At 57.8% G+C, this 18,090-nt stretch carries 16 protein-coding genes; 5 read left to right on the forward strand and 11 right to left on the reverse strand.

From position 1 onward, the window contains the following. Positions 1–78: 78 nt before the first annotated feature. Positions 79–1,749, reverse strand: a complete 1,671-nt coding sequence (rpsA, locus tag OKC43_RS01125) for a 30S ribosomal protein S1 (protein WP_005337148.1) — start codon at positions 1,747–1,749, stop codon at positions 79–81. 94 nt (positions 1,750–1,843) lie between these two features. Then, entirely contained in the window at positions 1,844–2,536 is a 693-nt protein-coding gene (cmk, locus tag OKC43_RS01130) for a (d)CMP kinase (RefSeq protein ID WP_019444698.1), read from the reverse strand. Between the two features lie 248 nt (positions 2,537–2,784). On the opposite strand from cmk, the gene ribA reads away from it, so the two are divergent. After that, positions 2,785–3,378 (forward strand): GTP cyclohydrolase II, encoded by a 594-nt coding sequence (gene ribA, locus OKC43_RS01135; RefSeq protein ID WP_005337152.1) that lies wholly within the window; start codon positions 2,785–2,787, stop codon positions 3,376–3,378. An 81-nt stretch (positions 3,379–3,459) separates the two neighbouring features. Here ribA and OKC43_RS01140 read toward each other — a convergent pair whose 3' ends face one another. After that, positions 3,460–4,416, reverse strand: coding sequence for a LysR substrate-binding domain-containing protein (locus tag OKC43_RS01140; RefSeq protein ID WP_199427414.1), 957 nt, complete (start codon positions 4,414–4,416; stop codon positions 3,460–3,462). A 63-nt stretch (positions 4,417–4,479) separates the two neighbouring features. Beyond that, positions 4,480–5,355, reverse strand: a complete 876-nt coding sequence (locus OKC43_RS01145; RefSeq protein WP_199427413.1) for a LysR family transcriptional regulator — start codon at positions 5,353–5,355, stop codon at positions 4,480–4,482. A gap of 95 nt (positions 5,356–5,450) precedes the next feature. Between OKC43_RS01145 and OKC43_RS01150 the strand changes: the two genes are divergently transcribed. After that, on the forward strand, positions 5,451–6,674 hold the full coding sequence (locus tag OKC43_RS01150; RefSeq protein WP_199427412.1) for an MFS transporter: 1,224 nt from the start codon (positions 5,451–5,453) through the stop codon (positions 6,672–6,674). 145 nt (positions 6,675–6,819) lie between these two features. Here the strand turns inward: OKC43_RS01150 and OKC43_RS01155 are convergent, their stop codons facing one another. The 5 genes from OKC43_RS01155 to OKC43_RS01175 all read right to left on the reverse strand — a co-directional run bounded on the left by OKC43_RS01155 (position 6,820) and on the right by OKC43_RS01175 (position 12,782). After that, complete coding sequence (locus OKC43_RS01155) at positions 6,820–7,374, reverse strand: VOC family protein (protein ID WP_201938063.1); 555 nt, start codon at positions 7,372–7,374, stop codon at positions 6,820–6,822. Then, on the reverse strand, positions 7,368–8,132 hold the full coding sequence (locus tag OKC43_RS01160; protein ID WP_005337161.1) for a hypothetical protein: 765 nt from the start codon (positions 8,130–8,132) through the stop codon (positions 7,368–7,370). Before OKC43_RS01160 ends, OKC43_RS01155 begins: the two co-directional genes overlap by 7 nt. A 191-nt stretch (positions 8,133–8,323) precedes the next feature. Then, positions 8,324–9,049 (reverse strand): oxygen-insensitive NADPH nitroreductase, encoded by a 726-nt coding sequence (gene nfsA, locus OKC43_RS01165; RefSeq protein ID WP_270803718.1) that lies wholly within the window; start codon positions 9,047–9,049, stop codon positions 8,324–8,326. A gap of 71 nt (positions 9,050–9,120) precedes the next feature. Next, positions 9,121–10,686 carry an AbgT family transporter gene (locus OKC43_RS01170; RefSeq protein ID WP_005351146.1) on the reverse strand — a complete coding sequence of 522 codons (1,566 nt, stop codon included), beginning with the start codon at positions 10,684–10,686 and terminating at the stop codon, positions 9,121–9,123. 143 nt (positions 10,687–10,829) lie between these two features. Next, positions 10,830–12,782 (reverse strand): putative bifunctional diguanylate cyclase/phosphodiesterase, encoded by a 1,953-nt coding sequence (locus OKC43_RS01175; RefSeq protein ID WP_013723827.1) that lies wholly within the window; start codon positions 12,780–12,782, stop codon positions 10,830–10,832. Positions 12,783–13,643: 861 nt separating this feature from the next. Here OKC43_RS01175 and OKC43_RS01180 point away from each other — a divergent pair. The 3 genes from OKC43_RS01180 to OKC43_RS01190 are packed head-to-tail and all read left to right on the forward strand — an operon-like array spanning position 13,644 to position 16,099. Continuing rightward, positions 13,644–14,582 (forward strand): LysR family transcriptional regulator, encoded by a 939-nt coding sequence (locus tag OKC43_RS01180; RefSeq protein WP_047438361.1) that lies wholly within the window; start codon positions 13,644–13,646, stop codon positions 14,580–14,582. Positions 14,583–14,636: 54 nt separating this feature from the next. Beyond that, positions 14,637–15,659, forward strand: coding sequence for a response regulator (locus OKC43_RS01185; RefSeq protein ID WP_042081918.1), 1,023 nt, complete (start codon positions 14,637–14,639; stop codon positions 15,657–15,659). A gap of 8 nt (positions 15,660–15,667) precedes the next feature. Further along, positions 15,668–16,099: a PAS domain-containing protein gene (locus OKC43_RS01190; protein ID WP_005337175.1), complete on the forward strand. Its 432-nt coding sequence runs from the start codon at positions 15,668–15,670 to the stop codon at positions 16,097–16,099. An 89-nt stretch (positions 16,100–16,188) separates the two neighbouring features. On the opposite strand, the gene ltaE is transcribed toward OKC43_RS01190, so the two are convergent. Then, entirely contained in the window at positions 16,189–17,208 is a 1,020-nt protein-coding gene (gene ltaE, locus OKC43_RS01195; protein WP_270803719.1) for a low-specificity L-threonine aldolase, read from the reverse strand. Positions 17,209–17,320: 112 nt separating this feature from the next. Then, positions 17,321–18,022, reverse strand: a complete 702-nt coding sequence (locus OKC43_RS01200; protein WP_129503856.1) for an SDR family oxidoreductase — start codon at positions 18,020–18,022, stop codon at positions 17,321–17,323. Positions 18,023–18,090: the final 68 nt, after the last annotated feature.

Raw genomic sequence — 18,090 nt, forward strand, 5'->3', positions numbered from 1 at the left:
TTCCCCGATCACATGCAATATTCATTTTGCCAGGATAAAAAAGGGCGGCGCAATGCCGCCCTTTTCTTGCATCAAGGATTACTCACCCTTGGCGGCTTTGAACGCTTCCATCATAGCATTGCTGAACACAACTTCTTCTTGCTGGTTCAGGTTATCGATAGCAACACGCTCATCAGCCTCGTCCTTAGCACGGACAGACAGGCTTACGGTGCGGTTCTTACGATCAACGCCCATGAATTTAGCTTCAACTTCGTCACCAACAGACAGCACCAGAGTGGCGTCTTCTACGCGGTCACGAGCAGCGTCGGAGGCACGCAGGTAGCCTTCTACGCCATCAGCCAGTTCGATAACGGCACCTTTGGCATCAACCTCGGTAACCTTACCCTTCACGATAGCACCTTTCTTGTTGTCAGCCAGGTACTTGTTGAACGGGTCTTCTTCGATCTGCTTGACACCCAGGGAGATGCGCTCACGCTCCGGATCCACTTGCAGAACAACGGCTTCGATCTCGTCGCCTTTCTTGAATTCACGCACGGCTTCTTCGCCCTGGTTGTTCCAGGAGATGTCAGACAGGTGAACCAGGCCGTCGATGCCGCCATCCAGACCGATGAAGATACCGAAGTCAGTGATGGACTTGATCTTGCCGGAAACACGGTCGCCTTTGGCGTGAGTTTCGGCAAACAGCTGCCACGGGTTGGATTTGCACTGCTTCAGACCCAGAGAGATACGACGACGCTCTTCGTCGATGTCCAGAACCATCACGTCAACCACGTCGCCAACGTTAACAACTTTGGACGGGTGGATGTTCTTGTTGGTCCAATCCATCTCGGATACGTGTACCAGGCCTTCAACGCCTTCTTCGATTTCAACGAAGCAGCCGTAGTCGGTCAGGTTGGTCACGCGGCCAGACAGACGGGTGGTCTCCGGGTAACGCTTGGCGATAGCAACCCAGGGATCTTCGCCCAGCTGCTTCAGACCCAGGGATACACGGGTACGCTCGCGGTCGAACTTCAGAACCTTGACAGCGATCTCGTCGCCAACGTTGACGATTTCGGAAGGATGCTTAACGCGCTTCCACGCCATGTCGGTGATGTGCAGCAGGCCGTCAACACCGCCCAGATCTACGAATGCACCGTAGTCGGTCAGGTTCTTGACGATACCCTTAACTTCTTGACCTTCTTGCAGGTTAGCCAGCAGGCTTTCGCGCTCGGAGGTGTTCTCGGTCTCGATCACGGCACGACGGGAAACAACAACGTTGTTGCGCTTCTGGTCCAGCTTGATGACTTTGAACTCGAGTTCTTTGTTTTCCAGGTGAGCGGTGTCACGGATCGGACGCACGTCAACCAGAGAACCCGGCAGGAAGGCACGGATGCCGTTCAGTTCAACGGTGAAACCACCCTTGACCTTGCCGTTGATGATACCGATAACGGTAGCTTGCTCTTCGTAAGCCTTCTCAAGCTGCAGCCAGGCTTCGTGGCGCTTGGCTTTTTCGCGGGACAGCTTGGTTTCGCCGAAACCATCTTCGATAGAGTCCAGAGCCACGTCAACGGTGTCGCCGACGTTGATTTCCAGCTCGCCCATGGCGTTCTTGAATTCTTCAGCCGGGATAGCGGACTCGGATTTCAGACCGGCGTCAACCAGTACGAAACCGTTCTCGATAGCAACGACAGTACCCTTGACGATGGAACCTTGACGGGTTTCAACGGCGTTCAGGGACTCTTCAAAGAGTTGAGCAAAAGATTCGATCATTGTTTATGTCACAAATGAAACATCCACTTGCAATCCGGCACAAGCGGGGCTGTTTTAAATAATCTGCGCCATCCTTGGTGCAGACGACCGGATGTCAGCTTGCGCTGGCATCACCAAGTTGTTGCTCTGCATAGGCGAGTACTGTTGCCAGCACTTCATCTATGGTCATGGCGGTAGAGTCTACCACCAGAGCATCTTCTGCCGGTTTCAGGGGTGCAGTAGCGCGATTTCTGTCGCGATCGTCACGTTCCCGAATCTCGGTTAAAAGACGCTCAAAGTTAACATCAAAGCCCTTATCTTGCAACTGCTTATAGCGACGCTGGGCCCGTTCTTCGGCACTGGCGTCGAGGAAAATCTTTACCTCGGCCTCAGGGAAAACCACGGTCCCCATGTCACGACCATCGGCAATCAGACCCGGGGCCTGACGAAATGCCCGCTGACGGCGCAACAATGCTTCGCGCACCCGGGGGAAGGCGGCGATTTTACTGGCAGCATTACCCACTTCTTCGGTGCGGATGGTGCGGGAGACATCTTCCCCTTCCAGGATCACCTTGACCAGATCGCCCTCAACCTGAAATTGCACATCCAGATTGGCAGCCAGTGGCACCAGTGAGGCTTCACTGTCCAGCTCTACATCGTGATGCAGGGCGGCCAGGGACAACACCCGATAGATGGCGCCCGAGTCCAGCAAGTGCCAACCCAGCTTCTCAGCAAGCAGCTGACACAAGGTGCCTTTACCTGCACCACTGGGGCCATCAATTGTCATTACGGGGGCCATCTGAGGCATAACTTCTCTCCTGCACTGTGTTGCTCCCATCCCGAAGGGGTGGGTTAATGGGCGCCGATTATACCCGAATGTGGTGAGCCTGGCAGTCATCAATCCGCACAAAGGGCCAAAACCCCGCCGGACAGCTGTGCTTGTATCTCATTTGGAGATTTCATTAAGCAATGCAGGGACTTGTTCTTATGGTCGTTCCTGACAAGGCGCGCTAAACTGGCCCCCTTTTTTGAGCCGTTAGTAGTAAGGAGCAACCTATGAGCAGCGTTACCCTCGTGGCCAAATCCAAATTGCCAACCCCTTGGGGCACCTTCACGCTGGTAGGTTTTCAGGAAACCGGCACAGGCAAAGATCACGCCGCACTGGTGATGGGCGACATTACCGGTGAAGAGCCCGTGCTGGGCCGGATCCACTCAGAGTGCCTGACCGGCGACGCCCTGTTCAGCCTGCGTTGTGACTGCGGTTTCCAGTTGCAGGCGGCCATGGAGAATATCGCCAAAGCCGGTCGTGGCGTGTTGCTGTATGTGCGTCAAGAGGGCCGTGGTATCGGCTTGCTCAACAAGATCCGCGCCTATCACCTGCAGGATCAGGGGGCCGATACCGTGGAGGCCAACGTGGCCCTTGGTTTCGCCGCCGACATGCGCGATTACACCATCTGCGCCGACATGCTCAAGCAGCTTGAAGTCAAGTCTCTCAAACTGATGACCAACAACCCGCGCAAGATGAAAGCCATGGAATCCTTCGGTATTCCGGTGGCCGAACGGGTTCCGTTGCAGGAAGGACGCAATCCCCACAACGAGTTCTATCTGTCGACCAAGGCCAACAAGCTGGATCATATGCTGAAGAAGTGAGCCAGCATTGACGAATGCCAGATAGTCAAACGCCTCCCATTGGGAGGCGTTTTTCTTGGGATGACCACACATCAACCCAAGCTATCTAAGTGGTACGGTCAAATTGGCCAGCAGAGCTTCAAGCTCTTCGCCAGTGCGGGCAGCACAGTATTGTTCGACCCGCTCGCGGGTCAATTGCGGCGCGAGACGTTCAATCAGATCGTAGAGATAGCCGCATAAAAATGCCCCTCTGCGCAACCCGATAGCGGCCACACCGCCTGGTAGCCAGGGCGCCGTTTTGAGCACCAGATCCCCATCGCGCTGGGGCTCCCAGGCAAAGGTTGCCATCACCCCTATACCCATCCCTTGTCTGACATAGGTCTTGAGCACATCGCTGTCGCTCGCACAGCAGGCGATCCGGCTCTCGGCATGAGCACAATCAGTGCCATGTGCAGCAGAGAGCGCCCTTCCATCGGTCACCAATGCAAACTCCACCAGCTCGGCCGGGGTCAGCGATGTTGCTTTGGCCAACGGATGATCCTTGGGTAGCACCAAGCCCCGTTGCCACTGAAAAGAGGGGAGCACAAGCAGATCGCTCCCCTCCTCCGGTTCATCCGCCAGCAGCAGATCGGCAGCGCCATCATGCGCGGCTGCGCGGCACTGCGTCGCACTCCCCTGCATCACAGTTACGGCAACTTTGGGAAAGCGGGCCATAAACCCCTTGAGGATGGCGGGCAGAATATAACGGGCTTGCAGATGAGTAGCCGCAATGGTGAGGGTTCCCTGCTCCGGATGCACATGCTGCCTGGCCATCACTTTGATGGTGGCGACCTTGTCCAACACCTCGGCGGCCACTTTGATCACATCCCGACCGATGGGGGTGATCTGGGTCAGGTGTTTACCGCTGCGCTCGAAGATCTGGATCCCCAGCTCATCCTCCAGCATCCGCACCTGTTTGCTGATCCCGGGCTGGGAGGTAAAGAGGCTCTCGGCGGTGGCCGACAGATTCAGCCTGTGGTTCGCCACCTCGACGATATAGCGCAATTGCTGCAATTTCATGGTGTAGCCCTCAAGCGAACCCACCGTTAATAGTAACAAACTTTCAGCAATGGCCCGCCGCCATCAGGCCGGGCGATCCTTGAGTAGGAAATCACGCAAGGCACGGTTGGCCATGGAGAGCGGATCGCCACGCCGCCACGCCACACAGAGGTCGAGGTAGATGGGCGGGGCGAAGGGCACGCCACTCAGATCCGGCTCCTCTTCCAGCACCATCCGCAAGAAGGTGGTCACCGCAAAACCTTGCCGTACCACCGCCTTGAGCAGAGGGATAAGATTGCTCTCGAAGGCGATATCGGGTTCAACGTCCAGGCTCTGGGCTAGCGCCTCCATATGCTCTCGGTGGTAAAAACCACGGCGAAACAGCGCCAACTCCTGAGCAAAGAACTGCGAGAGGGTGACGGCCGATGCGCCACGCAAGGGGTGATCGTCCCCCACCACCATCAACATCTCTTCGCTCAGCAGATGCGCTCCCTCGATGGCGGGGGGCAGATCACTGGTGATGAGAATGGCCAGATCGAGGGAGCCATCCACCATCCGGCTGAGCAGCTCACGGGTGCCGGCCTCTTCGACCCGGATCTTGAGGCCGGGATAGCGATGCTTGAAGGCCATCAGACGAGGGGGAAAATAGTAGGAGCCCATCATGTAGGGGATCCCGATCCGCACCTCCCCCCGCTCCAACCCCTTGAGCTCGGCCATCTCGGCCTCGGCCTGATGCATCTGCAGCAACAAGCGCTCGGCATGGCGACAGAGCACCTCTCCCTCCGGGGTGAGCCGTACCGCCCGGTCCTGTCGATCAAACAGCCGCAATTCGAGCTGCTGCTCCAGCTTGGCGATGGCCATGCTGATGGCGGGCTGTGCCACATGCAGACTGTTGGCTGCCTTGGTAAATGAGCCGGCATCCCTGACCGCCAGCAGATAGGTGAGCTGTTTCAGATCCATGTATCAATTCATCTTATGAGATGGATAATTTAAATATATTATATTTATAACCGCAAGGACTCTACCCTGACCAAAAGTAGTCAGGACAATACGCAATGATTGAAGTTGGAAGTCGCGAGTGGATACGTGCAACCCTGGCCCTCAGCCTGGGCTCTTTTCTGGTGTTTCTGAACCTCTACCAGACCCATCCCCTGTTACCCCTGATTGCCGAGGTCTTCTCGGTCAACTCCCTCTCGGCCAGCTGGACCCTGGCAGGATGCACTGCAGGCCTCGCCGCCTCCCTGCTGATCTGCGCCAGACTGGCGGATCGCCATGGCCGTCGGCAAGTCATGCTGGGGACACTCACCCTGGCGATCCTGCTCTCACTGTTAATCCCGCTGGTTGAGCAGTTTGGCACCCTGCTGCTGCTACGCATCCTGCAGGGCGCGCTGCTGGCAGGACTGCCCGCGACCGCGATTGCCTATATGGGGGAAGAGTTCAGCAAACGGGCGCTCCTCTCGGCGGTGGGGGTCTATATTGCCGCCAACTCCCTCGGTGGCATTGCCGGTCGGGTGGTCGGCGGTCTGTTGGCGGGCTGGTTTGGCGACTGGCAGCATACCTTTCTGGGGATTGGTGTGATCAGCCTGTCACTGCTGCCGCTGGTCTTCTGGCTGCTGCCCCATCAGACCCGCTTTGTGGCGAGCGCCCCCGTTCGCGGCCAATTTGCTCGCGCCTTGCAGCAACACTTGACCAATCCCTTGCTGGTAGGGGCTTACCTTATCGGCGGGCTCAACTTTATGGTGTTTCTGAACCAGTTCAGCTATCTCACCTTCTTGCTGGCCAAGCCCCCCTTCTCCCTGCCCACCCAGTGGCTCGGCATGCTGTTTCTCACCTATCTCTCGGGAACGGTGGCCTCCTCCTTGAGCGGCCGCTTTGCCAACCGCTGGGGGGCACAACGGATGCTGCTAGTGGGGATCGCGCTGATGGCTATCGGCAGTCTGTGGCTGCTGCAGGGCAGTCTGCTCGGGATCCTGAGCGGCTTGCTGATCTCCAGCTTCGGCTTTTTCCTGGCACACGCCTGCGCCAGTGCCTGGGTCGGTCATCATGTCGAACACAACCGCGCCCTCGCCTCCTCCCTCTATCTGGTGGCCTACTATCTGGGGGCGAGTCTGGGTGGACTTTACCTGCACCCCTTCTGGAAGCAAGGCGAGCTGGGCGGTCTGGTCATGGGAATTGAACTGGTCCTCATCCTGACGGCGGGCTTGAGCCTCTGGCTCGGCCGTCTCAAGCAGCGAAGCCAATCGCCACTGCCCGCCCAGCACCCCCACCGACACGGGTAACGGGCTCAGCGCAAACAGGGTCACCCACGAGCAGATGGCGCTCTCGCAACCCAGCACCGCCAGATAACAAAAGGGGTCAAACCGGTGACCCCTTTTGCTGCGTTATTCAAGAGCCTGTCAGGCTCGCACGGTATTTAGAGCAGGATCACTCCTGATCGAAATAATCCGCAGGCACCGCGACCACAGCACCGGTCGCCACCTCTTCGGCGATCACCTCAGCCAGCGGGCGCAGATGAAACTTGATCTGTCCGGAGGGCAACATCAGGCCAATATCGGGGTTGCGGATATCCTGCATGTTGCCGGTTTTGAATGGCAGCTCGGGATAGCGCGCTACCAGATCTTGCAGTGAAGTGACCACCAGCTCGATATGTTCCAGCCCCGCCTGATGGGCGCGACCCGGTTTCGGTGCAGCCAGCTCTATACAGGATACCTGTACCTCACCAGCCAACAGCGGCTGATGCAACTGATAGGTGGCGATGGGACGTCCGCCAATCATACCCTCCACCAGCAAGGTACCTGCCTCAGCCAGCACAGCACATAGCGCGCGGTACTCCTGCAGGGTAGCCGCTCGATAACAGAGGTGATCGACCGTTGGCCGGGAAATGGTGACGCCAGTGGCGGCCAGTTCGGCCAACAGCTGAGAAACAAATGGGGCCATTGGCCCCAGTGTGGAATCGAGTGGGTGGGACATGCTTACCATTTCTTCTTGGGTTGAAACAGGACATCGAGCTCGTCAGCTTCCTTGTCCTTGATGTTTTGCAGATCCTGCGCGCTATTTTGCTGCTGCAGCTCTTCAAGCTCCTTGAGCCCCTGACGCATATCTTCTTCACGGGCCAGCAGATAGGGATCCTTGTCGCCCACGCTCGCCATGGCCGACAGACCCTTGGTATAGAGCTGGCGGCAAGTACCATATTGGCCCTGAATGCGGGCATCCATCGCCCGCTTGACCAGATTGGAGATGTTGATCTTGAGCTGCATCAGCTCGAGGCGGCGCTCTTCCTGGGCAAACCCCTGAGGGTCAATCTTGCCCTTGTTGTGCTCGACCCGCAGCACAGCCCGCATCTTCTTGACCAACTGCAGCATCTGGATCGCCTGACGATCGGACTCCGGGGTCTTGAACTGCCCCTCATCCTGCACGCTGTAGTTCTCCTGCACATTTTTGATCTGGGTCTGCACATCAACGATACGCTGCTTGATCTGATTGTTCGGCATCACCTGGGCGATGGCGCGATAGGCATCGAGGATCCGGTGCTGCAACAGCAACACCATGTTCTTGGAGAAAGGCACCAGATTGACGTTCAGCAACACCTCTTCGGTCTCGTCAGCCACCGTCTTGTGTCTGGCAACGGCGTGACGCTTGTCCGCCTCTGCCTTCTGCTTATATTGCTGCACCACGTTATAGGCGATAACCAAAAACAGGAGTGCGCCAATAGACAGCAATACCAAAGTTAAAATCATAGGATGTCCAAACCCCTGTTCCTATCCAATTGCGTGATCCTACAACAGCTTACCCACTTAAGGTAGCCTGCAGATCCCCCCTTGCCCACGATTTGTCACCAAGCTGTGCCCCCGGTCTCAGGGAGAGATTGCAGGATCAGGGGATGATGACCATGACGGTCACCTCCCCATAGTATCGCCCATCAGCGCCATTACTTGAGGTTAAAGCCCCGCGATTGCAGGAATCCCAGCATGAAAGGTCGGGACTCCTTGCCCAGAATGGCGCGGATCTGGCCGCTCCAGGTCTGCTGCTTGTTGTTGCTGCTACGGGCCTGATAGTAGTCCGCGATTTGCTGATCGTACTGGGCCAGCAGGTCGCGATCCAGCTCGTGCTGGTAGCGCTCCTGATGCACCACCAATCCCCTGGGCAGACGGGGTTTCTGTTCCGGCTGCTGGGCAGGATGACCAAGGCAGAGGCCAAACAGCGGGATCACCTGATGGGGCAAGCCGAGCAGTTCGCTCACCTCGGCCGGATGGTTGCGAATGCCGCCGATATAGACCCCGCCCAGCCCCAGCGACTGCGCCGCCAGCAAGGCGTTTTGCTCCATCAGGGCGCCGTCGATGGCTCCGATCAGCAACTGCTCCGCATAGCCGGTCTGGGCCTCGGGCACGATCTGGGTGTGGCGGTGGTAATCGGCGCAGAACACCAGAAACTCGGCCGCCTGCACCACATAGGGTTGATTGCCCGCCAGCATGGCCAACTGCTGACGCGCCTCGGGCTCGCAGACTCGCACAATACTGGTCACCTGCAAAAAGCTCGAGGTTGAGGCGGACTGGGCGGCGGCGAGAATGGCATCCAGCTGTTGCGGGGCGATCGGCTCGGCAGTGAACTGACGAATGGAGCGATGGGAAAGGATAAGATCGATGGTCTGATTCATGGCACCTCCAAAATGAGGTAACACCATAGCGAAAAAAACGAGGGAGCCCAAGGCTCCCTCGCACACCCAGCTTAAGGGGCCGGATAGACGTAAGGGGCTTGCAACCCGAGCGGGAAGCCGAGCGCCCAGTAGAGCAGCAGGAAAATCGTCCAGCTCACCAGGAAGGCAAGCGAGTACGGCAGCATCATGGAGACCAGAGTACCGATCCCGGTGCTCTTAACATACTGCTGGCAATAGACCACCACCAGCGGGAAGAAGACCATCAGCGGGGTGATGATGTTGGAGGCGGAATCCCCTACCCGATAGGCCGCCTGGGTCAGCTCGGGGGAGATCCCCACCGCCATCAACATGGGTACCAGGATCGGACTGATCAGCGCCCACTTGGCCGAAGCCGACCCCACCACCAGATTGACGCTGGCGGTCAGCAGGATCATCCCGACGATGGTCACTTCACCGGGCAGCGCCAGCGCATGAAGCACTTCGGCACCGGAGAGGGCCAGCAGGGTGCCCAGGTTGGAGTCGCCAAACGCCTTGATAAAGAGCGCGCAGAAGAAGGCCATCACCATGTAGGAGCCCATCTTGTTCATGGTGGCCGACATGGCATCGATCACATCCTTGCCACTCTTGAAGCTGCCTGCGACAAAGCCGTAGACAATCCCGGGCAGGATAAAGAGCAAGAAGATGAGCGGCACAATGGACTTCATCACCGGCGCGGCGAAGGTGGTCAGGGAGCCATCGGCAGCACGCAGCGGTGAATCGCTCGGAGAGAGCGCCAGCGCCAGCAGCACGATAGCCGCCAGCATGGCAAACCCGGCCCAGTTGAAAGCCCGGCTCTCTTGCGCGCTGTAGCGCCCCATCTCGTCGGCACTCTCCAGATCCTCGTTGAGCGCCACGTGCTTGAGGCGCGGCTCCACCACCTTTTCGGTGATGAACCAGCCGACGCAGATGATCAGCAACGAAGAGGCACCGGTAAAAATGATGTTGCACAGGGTGTTGACCATGTAGTCAGGATCGAGCAACTGAGCAGCGGACTGGGTAAAACCCTGCAGCAGCGCATCCCCGCCGGAGGGCAGGAAGTTGGCGGCAAAACCGCCGGAAACGCCGGCAAAGGCAGCGGCGATCCCCGCCAGCGGATGGCGTCCGGCAGCGTGGAAGATGATGCCACCGATGGGGATCACCAGCACATAGCCCGCATCTGCGGCGGTGTGGCTGACGATCGCTACCAGGATCAGCATGGGAGTGAGAAAACGGGCAGGCGTCACCTTCAGCAACTTTTTCAGACCGGTATTGATAAAACCGGACTGCTCGGCCACCCCGACCCCGAGCATGGCCACCAGCACGATCCCCAGCGGGGCAAAGCCGGTAAAGGTCGTGACCATGGTAGAGAGAAACTCGGCCAGACCGGCACCGGTCAGCAGGTTGTTGACCACTACTGCCTCCCCGGTACGGGGGTTGACCAGATCAAACTGGAATTGTGACAACACCCAGGAGCCGACCCAGACGATCAGCAAGGCGTAGAGGAACAGCATGGCGGGGTCGGGTAATTTGTTCCCGGCTTTCTCGACGCCATTGAGGAAACGGTTCAGCCAACCTTTGGGAGGGCTGGCCGGACGGTCATTGACAGCAGCATGACTCATTATTGCGATACTCCTTTCCCTAGAAACGAGGTCGCATGCTAGCAATTCCAGTCAATCCGTCTCATGACCGATCGCAAAAGAATGATTAATTTTGATTAAATATTGCGGAATAAAATCCCAAGTTGTGGCCTAACGCACACTTGTTACTCTGCCATCACGGCATCTAGCAGTGGATAACGCCCGACCTGGCACTCCACCACAAAACCGCTCGCCTCGACTTGCGCCACTGTAAGCGGCTTGCTGAACAGATATCCCTGGAACACATGGCACCCCTGGGTCTGCAGGGCGGCCAGCTCGTGAGGCTCCTCCACCCCTTCCGCCATGATCCCCAGCCCCAGATTGGTGGCCATGGCTGCAGTCGCCCGGATCACCGGCAAGTTGAGACCGACCACGAAGGAGCGATCCAGCTTGATGTTGTTGATCGGCAACCGGTTGAGATAGGCCAGCGAGGAGTAGCCGGTACCGAAATCATCGATGGCAATCTTGATCCCCTGCTCGCTCAAATCGTCGAGAATGCCGAGGCACCCCTTCATATCGAGCATCAGCACGGTTTCGGTCAGCTCCAGCGTCAACAGGGAGGCATCCACCCCGTGCAGCTCCAGCTGCTGGCGAACTTGCCCGGGCAGCGCCGACGAGAGCTGGAAACCGGAGAGGTTGACGGAGACCGGCACCCGCTGATGGAAGCGCTTCTGCCAGCTGGCTACCTGTGCCAGCGCGGTGGAGAGCACCCAGCTGCCGATCTCGCGGATCAGCCCCATCTCTTCGGCCAGCGGGATAAATTCCACCGGCGACACATGGCCGAGCACCGGGTTGTACCAGCGCAGCAGTGCCTCGTAACCGATCAGACGCCGTTTGGCGGCATCGACCTGCGGCTGGTAACAGAGGCTCAGCTCCTGACGGCCGATGGCCTTGGCCAGAAACTGTTTGAGATTGAGCTTGCGCTGCAGGGTCTGTTGCATGCTGGGGGTGAAACGCTGCCAGCGCAGCCGCCCCATCTGCTTTGCCTGATACATGGCCATATCGGCACGGGTGATAAGGTTGTCCCCGTCATCCGCATCATCGGGATAGATGGCGATACCGATACTGCCACCGATGGTCACCTCCGGCAGCCCGCTCAGTTGCAGCGGCTTGGTCATCTGGGAGAGCATCTGATCGGCCACCTCTTGCGCCCGATCCCCCTGATTGCCCAGCGGCACCAGTGCGGTGAATTCATCGCCACCGAGGCGAGCCAGCTCCACATCCCGCGGGCAAATCTGTTTGAGGCGACCGGCGACCCGCTCCAGCAGGCGGTCTCCCGCCTTGTGGCCGTAGTTGTCGTTGACCAGCTTGAAGTTGTCCAGATCCATGAACACCAGCGCGAAACGCTCCCCCAGCCCACAATAGGCCTCAAGGGATTTCATCAAGCCATACCGATTGAGCAGGCCGGTCAGGGAGTCGTGCCAGGCGAGGTGGCGATGCTCCAGCTCTTCGAGTTTGCGATCGGTAATATCCCGCATGGTGAGCAGAATGCGGGCCCCCTGCTGGATATAGCGGAACTGATACTGGAACCAGCGCATCCCCTTGAGGGTTCGGCACTCCCCCTCGGTCACCACTTCATCGAGACGGGAGAGCTTCTGGTAGAAGCTGTCATCATTGCCGGAGAAAACCTGGGAGAGCTTGGCGATCTGGTGGCCGAAACACATTTCGAAGTGATAGTTGCCACTCTCGAACACACCATGGCTATCGAACAGGCAGGCAAGGGTATCGCCGGTTGCCAGCGAGGACTCCTGATAGAGGGTATCGGAGTCGAGCACCGCTTCGGTCATCATCATCAGACGGCCAGCCAGCTGAATGCCAGAGAGGCGTAGATAGATCTGCTTCTTGACCCCCTTTGGGGAGAGGGTCCACCACTCGTTGTAACTGCGCCCCTGCTGAAAATCACCCAGATAGCGCTGTAGCAGCAGATCGATGGCGGTTGCCATATCGGCAGAGAAGTCGCGGGAGCAGAGTTCGTCGAGAGACGTCGCCTCCCACACGGAGAGCGCGGCGCTGTTTGCCCAGAAAATATGGTGATGCTCGATGTCATAAACCCAGATCGGGGTATGCAGAACATCCATCGTCTTCAGTAACCGTTCGTCAAGCGTATTCATCTGGTCAAGGTCATTCATGCTGGATGGTCACTGGTTAACCGGAAAACAGATCTGGCAAACCGCTAGCTGCAGAATGCAAGGTGCAAATACCTCTCGGCCATTATCCCTTTTCACATAGCCAAGAGCGGACAAAACTATTTCAGATATCAACAACAGGGCAGCCTGTACGGCAATACTACAAAGGACTCAGCCAAGGACCCTGTTAATCCAGGCAAATCATATAGTCGATTTTTAACTTTTTTCCCCAGTAAAAACAAGCACTAAGAGCTATCCACTCGAGACCTTGAAAGAGCAATTGCATATTTGCTGCGACAAATTTGTTATTAACATTTAAATCAATGGTGGAAATAGTCATCACTCTCTGTCACAAAGCTTCCATTAATTAACCAAGCGGATGGATAAACAGCCAAAAAAACGCCAAAACGGACAAAAATAGTTCACTAAGGCGGAATTGATATACCCCAAATTCATTTTTCAACAGGCAATGAGCAAAACCCGAATATATGATCTGCATCACATTGGCAGTGGATGGCAAACCACCCCGGCTGAGTACGCAGAGCAACCCGGCGCCCTTCCATCAGGTTGCAATATCGGCCTTCGCCTGCGGTTATAGCTGAACAAATCAGGGAATATGGCAAACATCACTGCCGCAGTACCATTTGGCATCGTGCCGGAATAATCACCAGCTCGGGGAAACTGAGATGACGGGCGGGTGGATAACTGGTATCAACAGAAATCGAATCCAGATCAATTAAACGCTGAATTACCCTTGCCAACCCGGAACGCTCTTTTTATGGTTGCCCCCTTGTTACACCCAGAACAGCGTTTATGAAGCACATCGAAGAGTTCTACCTGTTCGTCAAGGTGGTGCAAGAGGGAGGATTCTCCCACGCTGCAGCCGCACTGGGCATGCCAACAGGCACCATCAGTCGACGCATTTCCCAGCTGGAAGAGCAACTGGGTTGCTCCCTGCTACATCGCTCTACCCGCAAGCTCCGCCTTACCGATGATGGCCTCAGATACTACGAACGTCTCTGCACGCCACTCGCACAAATCGAGCAGGCCACCAGCGAGATCCAGGGTCAAGAGGCCGATATCACAGGGCTTATCCGGGTAGCGGCACCCATCGCGCTCTCCAACACCATCCTCATCGATATGCTGGCCGAATTCGGGCTGCACTATCCCGAGGTACAGTTCGATATCACCCAGACCAATGATCACCAGCACCTGTTCGACAATGATCGGGACCTGGTGTTCTTCAACGGTGAGCTGCCCCAGTCGCTGCCCAATGCGATCTGTCTCGGCCATATCGAGTACGGCCTGTTTGCCTCACCACTCTATTTGACCAAGAAGGGCACTCCCTCCCATCCCAACCAGCTGGAAGAGCATGATCTCATCTACTGCTGGCCTCACCAGCACTGGCAGCTGACCGACAAGGATGGCCAGAGCGTCTGCATCAAACGCAGCGCCAAACTGACCGTCAACCAGACCCAGGCCGCGGTACGCGCAGCCCGGCGTCATCTGGGGATCGTCAACGCCCCGCTGCACTATCTGAGCAGCTTCCTCCATGACGAGCAGCTGGTGCCGGTACTGACCGACTGGCAAACCGGCAATCGCCCCTTCTACATGTTGTGTTGCCAGCACCAGTTCGCTCCGTTGCGTGTTAAGATGTTCGTTGAATTTGTTGAAAAATACTCAGCACGCTATCGCAATCGGCAGTGGGACAACCAATTTTCACAAGGTGATAGCCTCACCCATTGCATCTGACCGTTAGCGGGCCACACTTATAGCATCCCTTGCCAACAGAGCCTGCCTAACGCCATGAATGTATTGATATGTGATGACTCCGGGTTTGCCCGCAAACAGCTGGCGCGGGCGCTCCCGGCCGACTGGAAAGTCGATTTGCACTACGCAGCCAATGGTCTCGAAGGGATCGAACAGGTGCTGATGGGTCATGGCGATCTCATCTTCCTCGATCTGACCATGCCGGAAATGGACGGTTACGGCGTGCTGGAGACCCTCCAACGGGAGGGGTTGCGCAACAAGGTGATCGTGGTCTCCGGGGATATCCAGCCAGAGGCCTATCAACGGGTCATGGGGCTGGGGGCGCTCGATTTCATCAAGAAACCCGCCGCCCCAGAAACCCTGCTCGCCCTGCTCAAACAACACGGTTTCTGGAGTGCCGCCCCGAGTGGTCAACCAAGCGCCCCCGAGCAGCTGACAAGCGGCGTGGTAGCCGATGCAGGCGTCAAGATCACCCCCGAAATCCGCGATGTCTATCAGGAGCTGGCCAACGTCTCCATGGGTCAGGCAGCCGACTTGCTGGCTCGTCTGCTCAACGCCTTCGTGGTACTGCCTATCCCCAACGTCAACGTGCTGGAGGTCTCCGAGCTGCATATGGCCCTCTCGGCCGCTGCGGATTCAGATACCCTCTCCGCCGTCTGTCAGGGGTTTATCGGAGCGGGGATCGCCGGTGAAGCGCTGATCCTGTTCCATGACTCCAGCTTCAAAGATTTGGCCAAGCTGATGAACCATCAGGGGACGCTGGACCGCACCGCCGAACTGGAGCTGCTGATGGATACCGCCAACGTGCTGATCGGCGCCTTCCTGCGCGGCTACGCCAACCAGCTCGACACCCCCTTCAGTCAGGGGCACCCGGTGGTGCTCGGCCAGCACAGACCCATCAACGAGCTGATCAACACTAACAAGAGTCGCTGGCGCCGCACGCTCGCCATCGAGATCAACTACCGGATCCAGGATTACGCGGTGCAGTGTGATCTGCTGCTGCTGTTTACCGAAGATTCCATCGCCACCATGAACAACAAAATCATGCACATGCTCTAGGAGTGACTATGGAAATCCGTGAATTTCATTGGTTGATGAACATAGTCCAGAACCTGGACGTAGGCCTGGTGGTGCTCGACAAGGAGTACAAGGTTCAGGTGTGGAACGGCTTTATGGAGAGCCACAGCGGCCGACTGGCCAGTGACGTGCGCGATGGCGTACTGTTCGAGCTCTTCCCCGATGTGGACAGAGCCTGGTTCGAGCGCAAGGCCAACATGGTCTTCAAGCTCAATAACCGCGCCTTCAGCACCTGGGAGCAGAAGCCCTATCTGCTGCGTTTCTCCAACTACCGCCCCATTACCGGCTCGGCCCCCCACATGTTCCAGAACCTGACCCTGGTACCACTGGCCGATTTCGGCGGTCAGGTGACTCACATTGCGGTGATGATCTACGATGCCACCGATGAGGCCATGCTGATGAGCGGCCAGCGGCAGGCTTGAGCTTGCTGCAAATAACAGAGGGCGCCGCGGCGCCCTCTGTTATTTCGGTATAAACAGGTCTCGGTATAACCTCTACCTCACCAGCCGTCTCAACGCGCTCCGAGATACTCGGTGAAGGCGTCGATCACCTCTTCAATATCGTCATCGTTGATCTGCAGATGGGTCACCAACCGCAGCTCGCCGTAACCGGAGAAGAGGATCCCCCGCTCCTTCATAAAAGCGAGCAGAGGGGCCGATTCCCCCTCATGCAGCCGCAGGAACACCATGTTGCTCTGCACCAGCGAGAGGTCGAGCTCGATGCCCGGCTGTGCAGCCAACCCTTCGGCCAGCCGTTTGGCACGGCGGTGATCATCGGCCAGGCGGGTCACATGCTGCTCGAGGGCAAACAGACCGGCTTGCGCCAGAATCCCCGCCTGACGCATGCCACCTCCCAGCATCTTGCGTAGGCGGCGCGCACGGGCGATGAAATCGTGGCTGCCCACCAGCAGCGAGCCCACCGGTGCGCCCAACCCCTTGGAGAGACAAATCGAGATGCTATCAAATGGAGCGGCGATCACCTCGACCGGGGTCTCGCTGGCCACGGCGGCGTTAAAAAGCCGTGCGCCATCGAGATGGAGCTTCAAGCCACGTTCAGCAACAAATGCCCCCATCTCCTGCAGATAGGAGAGCGGCAGCACCTTGCCGTTGTGGGTGTTCTCAAGGCAGATCAGGCGAGTCTGGACGAAGTGGGCATCATCAGGGGCCAGCGCAGCCTTGATATCATCGAATGCCAGCGTGCCATCGCGCTGCATCGGCAAGGGTTGCAGGGCTACGGAGCCCAGCACGGCACTCCCCTGCGCTTCATAGCGATAGATGTGAGCGGCGTTGCCGAGGATGGCCCCCTCACCGCGCTGACAGTGGCTCATCACCGCCAACAGATTGGACATGGTGCCGGACGGCACAAACAGCGCCGCCTGTTTGCCCAGCAATCTGGCCCCAAAGGCCTCCAGCGCGTTGACGCCCGGATCTTCACCATAGACATCGTCACCGACTTCGGCGTGGAGCATGGCTTGACGCATGGCGTCAGTAGGCTGGGTGACGGTGTCACTTCGTAAATCGATATAGCGCATGAGATCCCTCCTGAAACAGGAGAGTGACGTTAGCCATGCGCCCCTCGCTTGGCAAGGGGCGCATGAGCAGAATGTGAAGCCAATAGACGTCCATAGAACCCGCAGGCGGGATTTACCAAGGCAGCGGCTGACCGTTGAGATCCAGTAGCTGACCCGATTGGGTCAACGATAACCCCTTGATGAGATTGAGCAGTTTCACCGCCACCTCGGCAGGCTCCTGCAATTGCTCCGCAGGCAACTCGCTCAGAAAGGGGGTGTTCATCGGGGAGTCCATCAAGCCGGGCGCCACCGCCACCACCCCCGCTTGCGAGAAACGTTGCGCCCACTCGAGGGCCAGAGTTTTCACCCCCATGTCGAGGGCCGCCTTGCTCATCCGATAGCTGTAACGTCCCCCCTCCAGATTGGAGGTGATGGAGCCCGCCAGATCGGAGATGGCACAGAGCCACAGCGGATGGTCATTGCCCATCAACCGACTGAAACGGGCAGCCAGCGCCAGTGTTGGCCAGGCATTGGCCAGCAGGCTGTCGCACAGCCACTTGGGGTGCACCTCTTCGACCCGCCGCTCTGGCATAAAGCTGACATCGTGCAACAGGCCGATGGTGTTGATTACCACAGTGGGAAGCGGATCGGTGTCGTAGAGGGTAAACAGGGCGTCGAACGAGATGGCGTCCACCTCTTGCAGCGGGAAGAAAGCCCCCATCTCGATCCCTTTTGGATAGGTGCGCCCGGCCAGAAGGAAGGACTCCCCCCTTGCCATCAGCTCTCTTGCCAGCGCCGAGCCCAGCGCACCACTTCCGAGGATCAAGTAGCTCATCGCCCATTCCATGGAGAGTTCTCTTGCTTAGAGCGTATCAGAATAATCAACCGGCCGTGACACGACCA

The organism is Aeromonas sp. Y289-2 (assembly GCF_027705925.1).
GTDB classification, from domain to species: Bacteria; Pseudomonadota; Gammaproteobacteria; order Enterobacterales; family Aeromonadaceae; genus Aeromonas; species Aeromonas veronii.